Here is an 11,732-nt window from a genome sequence, read left to right as displayed (position 1 = left end):
AGGAACTTCCTCTTTGTAAGACCTACGCCGTGCTCACCCGTTATGGAGCCGTGATAGGAGAGGGCGAGCTCAAAGACCTCATCAACAGCCTTCTCGGCTCTTTCTTCCTCTTCGGGATTCGCCTTGTCGTAGAGGAAGTTCACGTGAAGGTTTCCGTCGCCTATGTGTCCGAAGACGACCATGAGGAGGTCGTACTTCTTTGCTATCTCCCTGAGCTTTGGGAGTGCCTCCGCAAGGTATGTCCTCGGGAAGACTATGTCCTCGTTTATCTTGCCTGTCCTGAGGTTGCCCAGGGCGGGACCGAGGTTCTTCCTCGCTGTCCACAGCTTCTCAGCCTCCCTCTCGTCCGGAGCCACCTCAACAGCTATTCCCATTGAGGAGAGGAGCTCCTTGACCTCCGTGACCTGCTCCTCAACCGCCACCTTCGGTCCATCAACCTCAATCAGGAGGAGAGCCTCCACATCCTTCGGAAGACCCACAGGCTTGTAATCCTCCACAGCCCTTATTGCGTCCCTGTCCATGAACTCAAGGGCTGAGGGGAATATACCCGAGGTCATTATCTTAGTAACAGCCCTTCCGACATCCTCAAGCCTGTTGAATAGGGCAAGGGCGGTAGCTCTCGCCTGGGGCTTGGGAATGAGCTTCAGAGTTGCCTCGGTGAGAAGACCGAGGGTTCCTTCGGAGCCAACGAAGAGCTTTGTTATATCGTAACCTGCAACATCTTTGAGTATTGGGTTGCCCGTTCTTATCACCTTACCTTCCTTTATGACAACCTCAATCCCGAGGACGTACTCCCTCGTAACGCCGTACTTCAGACATCTCGGACCGCCGGCATTCTCAGCTATGTTCCCCCCTATGGTTGAGTACTTGAAGGAGGAGGGGTCGGGGGGATAAAAGAGGCCCAGCTTCTCCACATGTCTCTGAAACTCGTAGGTGACCACACCCGGCTGAACCTTTGCAGAGGTATTGTCCACATCAACTTCAAAGGAGGTCATTCTCTCAAAGGAAACCACAACGCCCCTCTCATCGGTAGGGACCGCCCCTCCCGTAAGCCCAGAGCCAGCACCCCTCGGGAATATAGGTATGCTCTCCTCGTAGCAGACCTCCACGAGCCTCACAACATCATCCCTGCTCTCGGGAAAGACGACGGCGGAGGGGACTGACCTCTCAACGGGTATGGGTGTGGCATCGTAGGAGTAGAGCTTCCTCTCCACAAGAGAGGTGTTCACCTTATCCTTGCCAAGGACTGAAATAAGTCTCTCTACAGGGTCCTTCTTCAGAATTCCAAACATAGAGAAAATATACAACCTCACCACCGAAGTTATCTATGTCCACGAACAGGCTAAAATATTCTCCCATGAAGAAGTGGGTCCTCCTGCTGGGGCTTTTGCTTATAATTGCACTTGTAATGCTGTCAGCCATACTCTCAAGGATTCCCGTAGGTGATAGGGTAGGGATAATAAAGATAAAGGGTGTGATAGTCAATCCACTCCCTACGGTCAGGAAGATAGAGAGGCTGAGAAAGGATAAGAGCGTTAAGGCTCTTGTCATAAGGGTTGACTCACCGGGGGGTTCGGTTGGAGCCTCTCAGGAGATATACAGGGCTATAGAGAGGTTTAAAGAGACCGGCAAGCCGGTGGTGGTATCAATGGGAAATATAGCTGCTTCGGGGGGGTACTACGTCTCCGCACCCGCTGACTACATATTCGCCAACCCAGGGACGATAACCGGGAGCATAGGGGTGATAATACAGCACGTTGCCTACAGGGAGCTTATGGGGAAGATAGGGATAAAGGCAACCGCAATAAAGACGGGGAAGTTCAAGGATACCCTCTCACCCTTCAGGGAGCTGACGGAGGAGGAGAAGAAATACCTGAAGGATACTATCGTAGAAGCTTACGAGCAGTTCCTCGGAGCCATACTGAAGTACCGCAGGGAGAAGATAAGCGAGGAGAGGTTGAGGGAGGTGGCGGACGGAAGGGTTCTGACGGGTGAGAGGGCAAAGGAGCTCGGCCTCGTTGATGCCCTCGGCGGTCTTGAGGATGCGGTTGAGAAGGCTAAGGAGCTTGCCCACGTTCCGGAGGCGAGGGAGTTCTTCGTCCCTGAGGAGAAGAGCCTCCTGCAGAGGGTTCTCGGTGGTGAGATAGAGGAGCTGAAGCTGATAAGCTCCTACAGTCCCCTCTTTTACATAGCAAGCTTTTGAGATGGAGTTCATAGTAAAAGAAACGGACGAAGATACCCTCTTCAGGCTCGTCCTCGGTCTCGTCGTTCCAAGACCCATAGGGTGGGTCTCAAGCTTGAGCTCAGAAGGTATTCCCAACTTAGCCCCCTTTTCCTTCTTTAACGCTGTCAACGACAGCCCGCCCGTGCTCATGGTCTCAGTCAGCGACAGGGATGACGGAACGCCCAAGGATACCGTCAGGAACATACTCGCCACCGGCGAGTTCGTTGTGAACCTCGTTTCTGAGGAGCTCTTTGAGAAGATGCTCACAACCTCTAAGGAGTTCCCACCTGAGGTGAATGAGTTTGAGGAGGCTGGTCTGAGCCCTGAAGAGAGCAGATTTGTGAAGGCACCGAGGGTTGGAGAGTCAAAGGTGAGCTTTGAGTGTAGGCTCTACAAACACCTGAAAGTCTACGACATGCACCTGATACTGGGGGAGGCACTGCTCATAAGGGTAAAGGACAACATACTTGATGAGGAAAGGAGAGTTATCTACGAAAGGTACAAGCCGATAGGAAGGCTCGGAGGGAGGTTTTACCTCAGGACCTTCAGGGACTGTCTGTTAGAGGGATGAAGGTCGCAGTAGTATACAACGAGAAGAACGAGAAGGTTCTGAAGCTCCGGAGGGTCATAACGAGGGAGAGGTACGAGAGAAGCACGATAGAGAGGATAGCCCAAGCCCTGAAAAATGGAGGACATGAGGTTGATATCCTTGATGGAAACATGGACTTCGTGAGGGAGATAGTCCCCTACGTTGAGAGGGAAGGCGTTGATAATACCATAGTCTTCAACCTTGCCTACGGCATCCAGGGAGAGGGTAGGTACTCCCACATACCGGGTATCCTTGAGCTTCTCGGTGTGATGTACACAGGCTCCGGACCACTCGGGCACTCCTTAGCCTTAGATAAGGTAGCCACAAAGCTCATGTTCCAGAGCTGTAACGTTCCCACACCCGAGTTCTGGGTCGTGTCCCGGATGGAGGACCTCCCAGATTCCCTTCCCTCTCGTGGTGAAGCCGAGGATGGAAGCCCTTTCCCTTGGGCTCTCATTTGTGGAAAACGAAGAGGAGCTGAAGCGTGCCGTTGAGCATGTCATAAAAGACTTTGAACAGGAAGCCCTTATAGAGAGGTTCATTGAGGGCAGGGAGTTCTCCGTAAGCCTATTGGGAAATGGAGAAGAGCTGAGAGCCTTCCCCCTATCAGAGATAGATTACGGAGAAGGGACAAGAGGCATACAGACCCACGAGATTAAGATGCACAGACCCCCGAGAAAGATCTGCCCCGCCCCTTTGGAGAGAGAGATTTCGGAGAAGATAGTTGAGCTCAGCAAGAGGGCTTTCCATGCCCTCAGGCTAAGAGACTACGCCCGCTTTGACATAAGGATGGATAAGGAGGGAAGGGTATTCTTCCTTGAGGTCAACTCTATGGCCGCCCTCAAGCCCTCCGCCTCCTTCGCCTGTTCTGCCGCCGCCGCTGGTTACAGATACGACGAGCTTATAAACGAGATACTCAGGGTAGCCTTGAGGAGGTACGGTATAGATGCTAAACCTTGAAAAGATTGAAAAGGAGTTCAACGTCTCAGAGGACGGCAGGTTCACAGAAGCCGAAAGATGCATGGTATCAACAGCCCATCCCGGGGCAACAGAGGCAGGGGTTGAGGTTCTGAGGGCTGGAGGGAACGCTGTTGATGCTGCCTGTGCTGCAGCCCTTGCCCTATCTGTCTGTGAGCCCCAAGCGAGCGGTATAGGCGGGCAGACCATGATGCTGATCCACATGGGAAACAGAACTATAGCTATAGACGGTTCCTCAAGGGCTCCCTCCTTAGCTCACGTAAGTGCTGTCTACGAGGAGGACAGAGCTCTTGGATACAGGGCTACCACAGTACCGAGTACTCTCGCCGTACTTGGCTACGTCCACAGGAGGTATGGCAGCCTTCCCTGGGTTGCCATCTGTGAACACGCTATAAGGCTTGCCTACGAGGGTTACAAGATAACGGAACTCCAGTCCAAACTGCAGGAGAGGGAACTGGAGAACTTCAGGAAGGTTGAGTCCTTCTCCGGAGGTAAGTACTTTCTAAAGGAGGGAAGACCTTACAAGCCGGGTGAGATCTTCAAACAGCCGGACCTGGGAAAACTTCTGGAGGAGGTGGCTGAGAAGGGTTTTGAGTACTTTTACAGGGATAGACCAGCTAAGGTCATTGACGCCGACATGAGGGAGAACGGTGGTCTCCTCAGGTATGAAGACTTAGCTCTCATACCCCTTCCTATTGAAAGAAGACCCGTTGTAGGGAGCTTTAGGGGTCTAAGGGTTGTGAGCATGCCACCCCCCGGAGCGGGAAGACCCCTAATATATGCTCTCCACATGTTTGATGCGATTCATCCCAGTGAGCTTCACAGGAAGAAGATAGAAAAGGTCCACCTCCTTATAGAGGTCATTAGGGAGGCTCTACTTGAGTGGACGGGAAGACCCTACGACCCTAACTTCTATCCCCAGATACCAGCGGAAAGGATGTTGCGAAGAGATTACGCCAGAAAGGTTGTGAAGAGGATAATGAGCTCAATTGACATACACCTTCCCATCCACGAGACCTACGACGAGATGAAGGGGGAGACCACCCACCTGTCGGTCGTTGACCCTCAGGGATGGATTGTGAGCCTAACCCAATCCATTGAAAGGGTTTACGGCAGTAAGGCTGCTGCCAACGGACTTGGCTTTCTTTACAACAACTATCTGATGGATTACGATTACCAAAAGGTTGACCACCCTTACTACCTGAGACCCAACAGCGTTCCCTGGGCGAGCGTAGCTCCCACCATAGTGTTTAAGGGGGATGAGCCCTGGCTCGTCATCGGAAGTCCGGGGAGCGAGAGGATATTCTCCGTTCTGACCCAGTTTCTCATGAACATAGTTGACCTTGATATGCCCATGGACAGGGCTATCGTGGAGAAGAGGATACACAGCTCCCTCGGTGGACTTGTCAGCATTGAAGAGGGGGGCTTGGATGAGGAAGTTATTGAGTACCTTGAGAGGGAGGGATACAGGGTGGAGTTCAGGGAGCCCTTCTTCTTTGGCTCAATCCACGCGATAATGAGGAAGAGGGACGGGGGTCTTCAGGGAGTGGCTGACCCGAGAAGGGACGGGACTGCGGGGGGCTTCTGATGTATCCCTGTCTGATATCCATACCTCACGGCGGCTTGGAGATACCTCCCGAGGTCAGGGATATAGTGATACTGAGCGAAGAAGATATAGTTGAGGACGGAGACCCCTTCACAACGGAGCTGTATGACCTTGAGGCTGTGAGCCTGCTGAAGGCAAAGGTGGCAAGGGCTGTGGTTGACCTAAACAGAGCTCCGGACGACCTACCTCCCAAAAACCCCGATGGCGTTGTCAAGCTCAAGACAGCTTTTGGAAAGAAGGTCTACAGAGAGTTCCCCGATGAAGAGACCGTAAAGATGCTTCTGAAGAAATACTACTTCCCCTATCACAGGAGGTTATCGGAGGAGGTAAGGAGGGAGGAGGTTCTCATAGCCTTTGACTGCCACTCAATGGCTCCGGAGGCTCCACCCGTAGCCCCTAAGAAGGGGAGAAGGCCGAGCATCTGCCTGGGGGACAACCACGGGAGGGCATGTCCAAGGGAACTCACGGAGCTGCTCGCTACCTGTTTTAGAGAGGCTTTCAACCTCCCCGAAGGGGAGGTCCTTATAAACTACCCTTTTTCGGGGGGCTACATTACAAGAAGCTACGGGATGAACCCAAAGCCCTTCATACAGATTGAGATAAGGAGAGACCTCTACATGGATTGGGAGAGGCTCAGAAAAGAAGAGGAGAGGCTCTTGGAGGTAAGGGGTAAGCTCAGCAGGGCACTGGACATGTTCTTTGAGAGGGTGAGCCTTTAAAATATATACATGCTTATAAAACACTTCTCCGACAAGGCTCTCTTTTACAAGTTTTTGAAAGAGCGGGTGGGGGTCTTCTTCAAGGAGGCTGAGGACAGGTCCTTTGAAGGTGTATTTCACTGTGTTTACTTCAGGTTCCATGAAAACCCCGAACCTATATACCTATGTGCTCAGAAGAGCTGCGTCTCGGTTTTCTCTCAGGGAGAGAGGTTCGTCCTGTGCTCAAGCGAGGCAAACATAAGGAACATGTGTTCAGAGCTCGTCAGCTACTCCGAGACCAAGGCTCTGGCGAGGGAGATACTTGAGGGACTGATAAGGTACAGGAAGACCAGCTTCCAGATTCAGTACAACAGGAAGATACTTCCCTTGGGGCTCAAGACCGTGATAATGGGAGTTCTGAACGTGACCCCCGACTCCTTCTCGGACGGCGGGCTCTATACGAAGACCGAAGATGCCCTCCGCAGGGCGATCCAGATATACGAGGAGGGGGGCGAGATAATTGATATAGGGGGTGAGTCAACGAGACCCGGCTCTGAGAGGATAAGCGCGGAGGAGGAGCTAAGACGCGTCCTTCCCGTCCTGAAGGCTGTCAGGAAGGAGCTGCCCGATGTCTGGATATCGGTGGACACCTACAAGGCTCAGGTGGCTAAAGCGTGCCTTGAGGAAGGTGCGGACATAGTGAACGATGTGAGCGGTGGAACCTTTGACGAGGAGATGCTGGGCGTTATAGCCCGGTACAACTGCCCCTACGTGATAGGGCACATAAAGGGAAGACCGGAGACCTGGAAGAGCGAGCCGTTGATCTACGAGGACGTCATGGAAGAGATAATCGGATGGCTCAAGGGCAGGATAGGTGCCCTCCTTGAAGCGGGTTACAGGAGGGAGGAGAACGTAATCCTTGACCCGGGTATAGGCTTTGGAAAGATGCCCGAGCACAACGTAGAGATACTGCAGAGATTCGGAGAGCTGAGGGTTCTGGGAAAGCCCCTGATGGTGGGGGTATCAAGGAAATCCTTTGTAGGACTCATAATAGAGGGATTTCTGGGAAGGAAGACCCAGCCAAGGGAGAGGCTCTTTGGAAGCCTCGGTGCGGTGGCACCGGCGGTTCTTTCCGGTGCAAGGATAGTCAGGGCACACGATGTAAAGGAGACGAGGGAGTTTTTAGCCCTCCTTGACGCTGTGAGGACCTACGATGGTGTTTGAAGTCTTCAGGGAGCTCTTCGGACTGAGGGACCTTCTTGATATACTCGCCGTCGCCGTTCTTATCTACGGAATCATCTATTTTCTGACGATAAGCAGGGGCTATCCCATACTCAGGGGATTCGTAGCCATAGGGATAATGTGGTTCCTCGCAGAGGTTCTGCAGCTCAGAACCCTCTCCTGGATATTTGAGAAGTTCTGGACTTTGGGTCTCTTCTCAATAGTCGTTCTATTCCAGTCGGAGATAAGGAGGAGTCTTGCGAAGATAGGGGAGAAGACAAAGGTCATAAAGTTCTCCTCCGTAGAGGAGAGGACGATTGAGAGGATAGTTAGAGCCTGCAGGTTCATGTCCGACAGACAGATAGGGGCTCTGATAGTGATTGAGAGGAGCCAGGATATAGAGGACATCATTGAAGGGTGTGTGTACATAGATGCAGCTGTAACCGTTGAGCTCCTGATAACCGTCTTCTACCCCATGACTCCCCTTCACGATGGGGCGGTGGTTATAAGGGGGGAGAGGATAGCCTTCGCCTCATGTGTTTTACCCCTCTCAAAGACCACGGAGCTTCCCAAGAAGTACGGAACGAGGCATAGGGCTGCCTTGGGGATAAGCGAAGAGAGCGACGCCGTCGCTGTGGTGGTCTCGGAAGAGACGGGGGAGATATCGCTGGCGGTGGAAGGAAGGCTTGAGAGGAACCTTGACCCTGAGATACTCAGGGACAGACTTGAGAAGCTGATGGGGTTGAAAGATGAGGCTGCTTAGAGAGATATTTCTCAGAGACTGGAAGTACAAGCTCATGGCTCTCGCCATATCCTTCTCCCTGTGGAGCGTGGTGAACTTCGGGAGCAGGACAGCCATAACGGTCACAAGGTACGTTGAGCTGGAGAACACGAGGGAGGGTATGGTTTACAAGGTCAAACCCGAGAGGGTTGATATAACCGTTTACGTTGTTGAGAGGCTTCTTCTCTCAAAGATGATAGAGAAGGTCAGAGCTTACGTTGACCTGAGAGAGATTGACAAGCCTGGCGTTTACAGGGTCAGGGTTCGGCTTGAGACACCCCTTCCTGTTCTGATACACCCGGCGGCAGTGGAGCCGCCGGTAGTTAAGGTGATTGTTAACCGCAGCTGAAGGAGCTTCCGCAACCACAACCGCCGGTTGCGTTGGGGTTCCTTATGGTGAACCCACCACCCATGAAGTCAACGACGTAGTCAAGCTCGGCGCCGTTGACGTAGGGCATGGAGAAGGCATCTATGACAACCTTAACTCCACCCTGTTCAAAGACGTGGTCTCCCTCCTCAATGGTGTCGTCAAAGCCCATGGCATACTGGAAGCCCGAGCATCCGCCGGGTACAACCCTCACCCTGAGGATGGGGTTCTCTATGTTGTTCTCTTTAGCAACCTTGAGTATCTCCTCGGCTGCCTTCTCGGTAACCTTGAATACCATAGTTGTCTGCTCCTGCATACTTACAACCTCCTTCATAAGATTTTGCTAATAAGATACTTCATGAAGTTAGGCGCTTTATGATGTAAGTCAAGGGAAAGAATATCAAGCCTACGAGGAACCCGGAGAAGAAGGCTATGAGGACGACAAGCCCGACTGGAAGGGGAGGAGTCTTAAGGTCAGCCCAAAGGACGAGCTCAACGCTCTGGGCTGAGTTCTGGAGGAAAAAGTAAAAGGATACACCGAAGACTATGAGGAATAGGAGCAGGTAGAGGAGGTTCTTCATCCCTTAAGATTTTCAACCAGTTTCTCCAAAAGTTCAAGGGCTTTGAGGCTTGGCGTGGGGTCAGCCACCCCCTTCCAGGCTATGTCATAGGCTGTCCCGTGGTCGGGTGAGGTTCTGGGAAAGGGAATCCCCAGCGTCAGATTGACTCCCTCCTTGAAGGCGAGCATCTTGAAGGGAATCAGTCCCTGGTCGTGGTACATGCAGAGGAAGACCTCGTACCTTTCGGTGTTCATGAATGCGGTGTCCGGAACGAGGGGACCTTCCACCCTGTAGCCCTTTCTCTTGTACTCCTCAACCACCGGCAGTATCTCCTCCATGTCTTCCTTCCCTATCTCACCCATCTCGCCCGCATGGGGGTTCAGCCCCAGAACACCCACAGAAGGTTCCCTGCCAAAGAGCCTCCTGTACTCCCTTAACAGGAGCTCAAGCTTAGACCTGAGGCTCTCCTTTTTTACCCTTTGGGGAACCTCTTTGAGGGGGATATGGGTCGTGAGGAGGAGGACCTTTATCCTATCGGAGTACATCATCATGGCGTACTCCTTTGTGCTCGTTGCCTGAGCCAAGTACTCGGTCTGCCCCTCGTAAGAGAAGCCCGCCCTTGATGCCCAGAACTTGTTTATCGGCATGGTGAGTATGCCGCCGAGCTTTCCATAGACCGCATCAACTACAGCCCTTGCAAGGTAAGCTACCGCAACCTTCCCGGAGGTGAGGGAAGGCTCGGGGATGGACTTGTCGGAGATGTTAAGGTCAATGAGGTAAACGCCGGGATCTTCGGCCTCATCAACGCTGGATATAGTCTGAGCACCGAGCTCCCTGCCGAGGAGCCTCTCAGCCTCAAGGAGGGTCTTTTTCTCCCCGTAGATTACGTAGGTTCCCTCCTCTTTAAAGTGCTGGGAGAGCTTTACTATCAGCTCCGGACCCACCCCTGCGGGGTCTCCTATCGTTATGCCAATCCTACTCACTGTACTCAGCCCCGCAGTTCTCCGTCTCCCAAACGACAACCTTCTTCAAGGTTGGGTATCTCTTCTTGAGCTCATCGTAGAGCCACTTCGCAACGTTCTCCGCACTGGGGGAGAAATCAAAGACCTCGTTCAAAAGCCTGTAGTCGGGGAGGAGCTCCCTTAGGAGGCTATCTATCTCAAGGAAATCAATTCCCATGCCACCTTTGTCCAGCTCCTTTGCCTCAACGAAGACCTCCACCTGCCAGGTGTGTCCGTGTAGGGGCTCGGGTGAGCCGTGGTAATCGGTCAAGAAGTGGGCAGCGTTAAACTTTCTCTTCACTCTTATCGTCCAGGGCATTCCTTCTCGCCTCTTTGTAGTGTTTCTTAGATATGTACATCCTTTCGTCGGCGGCTTCTATGAGCCTGTCTATGCTCTCGCCGTCCTGGGGAAAGCAGGCGTACCCCACGCTCAGCGTTATTCTAACACCCTGAAAGTCAAGGTAAAAGTCTGTAGCGAGCCTGTTGGCTACCTCCAAGATATCGGCTCTGTGTTCTATGGGTAGGAATATAAGGAACTCGTCACCTCCCCAGCGGGCTATCATGTCATAGTTCCTGAGGGCTTTCCTGAGCTTTTTCACAACCTGTTTGAGGGCTTCGTCACCCGCATCGTGTCCGTAGGTGTCGTTCACCTTCTTGAAGTCGTTCAAATCAACGAGTAGAACGGCGAACTCGTTCTTGAACCTCCTTGACTTTCTTATCTCCTCGTTGATGTACTCAATTATGAACCTTCTGTTGAAGGCACCCGTTAGGGTATCGTAGAAGGCTGCTTCCTCAAGCTCCTTAAGGGAGCGGACTGAGAGAAGGGCTATGGACAGAGCTATCAAGATAGCTCCCAAGAGGAGTAGTATCTGGGAAAGGGGGAATATGACCTTCCCTGAGACAAGGGTCAGAGCGGAGGGCAGGGCGAGGAGAAGGAAGCCGAGGGAGAGCAACTTAAGAGCTCTCAGAGCCTTGCTTGAACGGGAGAACCAGAAGGAGATGGCTGAGAGAAGTAAGAAGAGAACAAGCTCGTATAGAGGAAGGTCATATATCATCAATCTCCTCTCCCCTCAGGAGACGCTGGGCGTAGTTCACACAGCTCAGAACCATGAAGAGGAGTGCGTGCTTATCCGTATCTTCAAAGCTCTCCTTGACCCAGAGCGTCCCGTCCTCCCGCTCAACCACCGATATATACCTGAAGGCTTCCTGAGCGAGGGCTTTGTTGCTGACCTTCTGGAGGATCTTCTCCTTTACCCAGTCGGGTAAAGGCTTTTCAACTTCAGACATCATCCTACCTCCAGCCTATCGGAAACAAAGAGGGGTTTAACTCCAAAGAGCAACCTCCCGACTCTCCAAAGATAAGTATATCCCACAACGAAATAGGTGTCCTCTTTCAGGTCTTCAAAGATGACGTTTGAGCCGAGGACCTCCCTTCTTTCCCCACCTTCGGAGAGCAGGAGAACGAGAGTGTTGCTGAAGGGAGAGTAAACCTTTATGGTGCTGTCTTCCGTCCAGACAAAGGAGGGCTTTGGGGAGAAGGAAATAAGGTTTGTTCCGTCTTTTAAGGACTGGAGGAAGTCCTCCTTCCCCCTCACCTGTCTGTCCGTAAGGAGGTAGTTCCTCATCAGAAGGAAGGATAGTTCGTAGTCGGGTATGAGGACCCTCTTCCTGACCTCCCTGAGGTAGAGCTTGACGTGGTGGTCAAGA

Annotated in this window: 16 protein-coding genes and 1 pseudogene; 9 read left to right on the top strand and 8 right to left on the bottom strand. The window is 52.5% G+C overall.

The genetic code is table 11. From position 1 onward, the window contains the following. A partial coding sequence (locus AC1HCM_RS06205; protein ID WP_479460900.1) for an FAD-binding oxidoreductase occupies window positions 1-1,292 on the bottom strand: 1,292 nt, incomplete at its 3' end. A gap of 65 nt (window positions 1,293-1,357) precedes the next feature. Between AC1HCM_RS06205 and sppA the strand changes: the two genes are divergently transcribed. Genes sppA through AC1HCM_RS06160 form a run of 9 tightly spaced genes read left to right on the top strand, consistent with a single transcriptional unit; the run spans window position 1,358 to window position 8,446 of the window. Continuing rightward, window positions 1,358-2,203: a signal peptide peptidase SppA gene (gene sppA / locus AC1HCM_RS06200; protein WP_479460899.1), complete on the top strand. Its 846-nt coding sequence runs from the start codon at window positions 1,358-1,360 to the stop codon at window positions 2,201-2,203. Window position 2,204: 1 nt separating this feature from the next. Next, window positions 2,205-2,795 (top strand): flavin reductase family protein, encoded by a 591-nt coding sequence (locus AC1HCM_RS06195; RefSeq protein ID WP_479460898.1) that lies wholly within the window; start codon window positions 2,205-2,207, stop codon window positions 2,793-2,795. Beyond that, a complete protein-coding gene (locus AC1HCM_RS06190) occupies window positions 2,792-3,307 on the top strand; it encodes a D-alanine--D-alanine ligase family protein (protein WP_479460897.1) in 516 nt (171 codons plus the stop codon). Before AC1HCM_RS06195 ends, AC1HCM_RS06190 begins: the two co-directional genes overlap by 4 nt. Next, window positions 3,243-3,773 carry an ATP-grasp domain-containing protein gene (locus AC1HCM_RS06185; RefSeq protein WP_479460896.1) on the top strand — a complete coding sequence of 177 codons (531 nt, stop codon included), beginning with the start codon at window positions 3,243-3,245 and terminating at the stop codon, window positions 3,771-3,773. Before AC1HCM_RS06190 ends, AC1HCM_RS06185 begins: the two co-directional genes overlap by 65 nt. Further along, complete coding sequence (locus tag AC1HCM_RS06180; RefSeq protein ID WP_479460895.1) at window positions 3,760-5,379, top strand: gamma-glutamyltransferase family protein; 1,620 nt, start codon at window positions 3,760-3,762, stop codon at window positions 5,377-5,379. The genes AC1HCM_RS06185 and AC1HCM_RS06180 overlap by 14 nt, the downstream gene beginning before the upstream one ends. Next, window positions 5,379-6,116 (top strand): N-formylglutamate amidohydrolase, encoded by a 738-nt coding sequence (locus AC1HCM_RS06175; RefSeq protein WP_479460894.1) that lies wholly within the window; start codon window positions 5,379-5,381, stop codon window positions 6,114-6,116. The genes AC1HCM_RS06180 and AC1HCM_RS06175 overlap by 1 nt, the downstream gene beginning before the upstream one ends. 9 nt (window positions 6,117-6,125) lie before the next feature. Continuing rightward, the gene (folP, locus tag AC1HCM_RS06170; RefSeq protein WP_479460893.1) at window positions 6,126-7,319 is read left to right on the top strand and encodes a dihydropteroate synthase; all 1,194 of its coding nucleotides are present in this window, start codon (window positions 6,126-6,128) and stop codon (window positions 7,317-7,319) included. Further along, window positions 7,309-8,079, top strand: a complete 771-nt coding sequence (gene cdaA / locus AC1HCM_RS06165) for a diadenylate cyclase CdaA (RefSeq protein ID WP_479460892.1) — start codon at window positions 7,309-7,311, stop codon at window positions 8,077-8,079. The genes folP and cdaA overlap by 11 nt, the downstream gene beginning before the upstream one ends. Next, window positions 8,066-8,446, top strand: a complete 381-nt coding sequence (locus tag AC1HCM_RS06160; RefSeq protein WP_479460891.1) for a hypothetical protein — start codon at window positions 8,066-8,068, stop codon at window positions 8,444-8,446. The genes cdaA and AC1HCM_RS06160 overlap by 14 nt, the downstream gene beginning before the upstream one ends. Here the strand turns inward: AC1HCM_RS06160 and erpA are convergent. From erpA to AC1HCM_RS06125, 7 genes and pseudogenes are all read right to left on the bottom strand, one after another. Beyond that, entirely contained in the window at window positions 8,433-8,780 is a 348-nt protein-coding gene (gene erpA / locus AC1HCM_RS06155; protein ID WP_479460901.1) for an iron-sulfur cluster insertion protein ErpA, read from the bottom strand. The genes AC1HCM_RS06160 and erpA overlap by 14 nt on opposite strands. A 40-nt stretch (window positions 8,781-8,820) precedes the next feature. Then, window positions 8,821-9,045 (bottom strand): hypothetical protein, encoded by a 225-nt coding sequence (locus AC1HCM_RS06150; RefSeq protein ID WP_479460890.1) that lies wholly within the window; start codon window positions 9,043-9,045, stop codon window positions 8,821-8,823. Further along, window positions 9,042-10,007, bottom strand: coding sequence for a 4-hydroxythreonine-4-phosphate dehydrogenase PdxA (pdxA, locus tag AC1HCM_RS06145; RefSeq protein WP_479460889.1), 966 nt, complete (start codon window positions 10,005-10,007; stop codon window positions 9,042-9,044). Before pdxA ends, AC1HCM_RS06150 begins: the two co-directional genes overlap by 4 nt. Beyond that, a complete protein-coding gene (locus AC1HCM_RS06140; protein WP_479460888.1) occupies window positions 10,000-10,344 on the bottom strand; it encodes a 6-pyruvoyl trahydropterin synthase family protein in 345 nt (114 codons plus the stop codon). Before AC1HCM_RS06140 ends, pdxA begins: the two co-directional genes overlap by 8 nt. Next, window positions 10,310-11,080, bottom strand: a complete 771-nt coding sequence (locus AC1HCM_RS06135; RefSeq protein ID WP_479460887.1) for a GGDEF domain-containing protein — start codon at window positions 11,078-11,080, stop codon at window positions 10,310-10,312. The genes AC1HCM_RS06140 and AC1HCM_RS06135 overlap by 35 nt, the downstream gene beginning before the upstream one ends. Continuing rightward, window positions 11,070-11,312: a hypothetical protein gene (locus tag AC1HCM_RS06130; protein WP_479460886.1), complete on the bottom strand. Its 243-nt coding sequence runs from the start codon at window positions 11,310-11,312 to the stop codon at window positions 11,070-11,072. Before AC1HCM_RS06130 ends, AC1HCM_RS06135 begins: the two co-directional genes overlap by 11 nt. Next, a pseudogene (locus tag AC1HCM_RS06125) lies at window positions 11,312-11,732 on the bottom strand (hypothetical protein); the annotation flags it as partial. The gene AC1HCM_RS06130 and the pseudogene AC1HCM_RS06125, both read right to left, overlap by 1 nt.

It is taken from the genome of Hydrogenivirga sp. (assembly GCF_056450045.1).
This window is presented reverse-complemented; position numbering and strand designations above follow the sequence as displayed.

Coding starts and splice junctions, on each gene's coding strand:
- sppA (WP_479460899.1), top strand. CDS start 1,358: ATGAAGAAGTGGGTCCTCCTGCTGGGGCTTTTGCTTATAATTGCACTT.
- AC1HCM_RS06195 (WP_479460898.1), top strand. CDS start 2,205: ATGGAGTTCATAGTAAAAGAAACGGACGAAGATACCCTCTTCAGGCTC.
- AC1HCM_RS06190 (WP_479460897.1), top strand. CDS start 2,792: ATGAAGGTCGCAGTAGTATACAACGAGAAGAACGAGAAGGTTCTGAAG.
- AC1HCM_RS06185 (WP_479460896.1), top strand. CDS start 3,243: ATGGAAGCCCTTTCCCTTGGGCTCTCATTTGTGGAAAACGAAGAGGAG.
- AC1HCM_RS06180 (WP_479460895.1), top strand. CDS start 3,760: ATGCTAAACCTTGAAAAGATTGAAAAGGAGTTCAACGTCTCAGAGGAC.
- AC1HCM_RS06175 (WP_479460894.1), top strand. CDS start 5,379: ATGTATCCCTGTCTGATATCCATACCTCACGGCGGCTTGGAGATACCT.
- folP (WP_479460893.1), top strand. CDS start 6,126: ATGCTTATAAAACACTTCTCCGACAAGGCTCTCTTTTACAAGTTTTTG.
- cdaA (WP_479460892.1), top strand. CDS start 7,309: ATGGTGTTTGAAGTCTTCAGGGAGCTCTTCGGACTGAGGGACCTTCTT.
- AC1HCM_RS06160 (WP_479460891.1), top strand. CDS start 8,066: ATGAGGCTGCTTAGAGAGATATTTCTCAGAGACTGGAAGTACAAGCTC.
- erpA (WP_479460901.1), bottom strand. CDS start 8,780: ATGCAGGAGCAGACAACTATGGTATTCAAGGTTACCGAGAAGGCAGCC.
- AC1HCM_RS06150 (WP_479460890.1), bottom strand. CDS start 9,045: ATGAAGAACCTCCTCTACCTGCTCCTATTCCTCATAGTCTTCGGTGTA.
- AC1HCM_RS06140 (WP_479460888.1), bottom strand. CDS start 10,344: ATGCCCTGGACGATAAGAGTGAAGAGAAAGTTTAACGCTGCCCACTTC.
- AC1HCM_RS06135 (WP_479460887.1), bottom strand. CDS start 11,080: ATGATATATGACCTTCCTCTATACGAGCTTGTTCTCTTCTTACTTCTC.
- AC1HCM_RS06130 (WP_479460886.1), bottom strand. CDS start 11,312: ATGTCTGAAGTTGAAAAGCCTTTACCCGACTGGGTAAAGGAGAAGATC.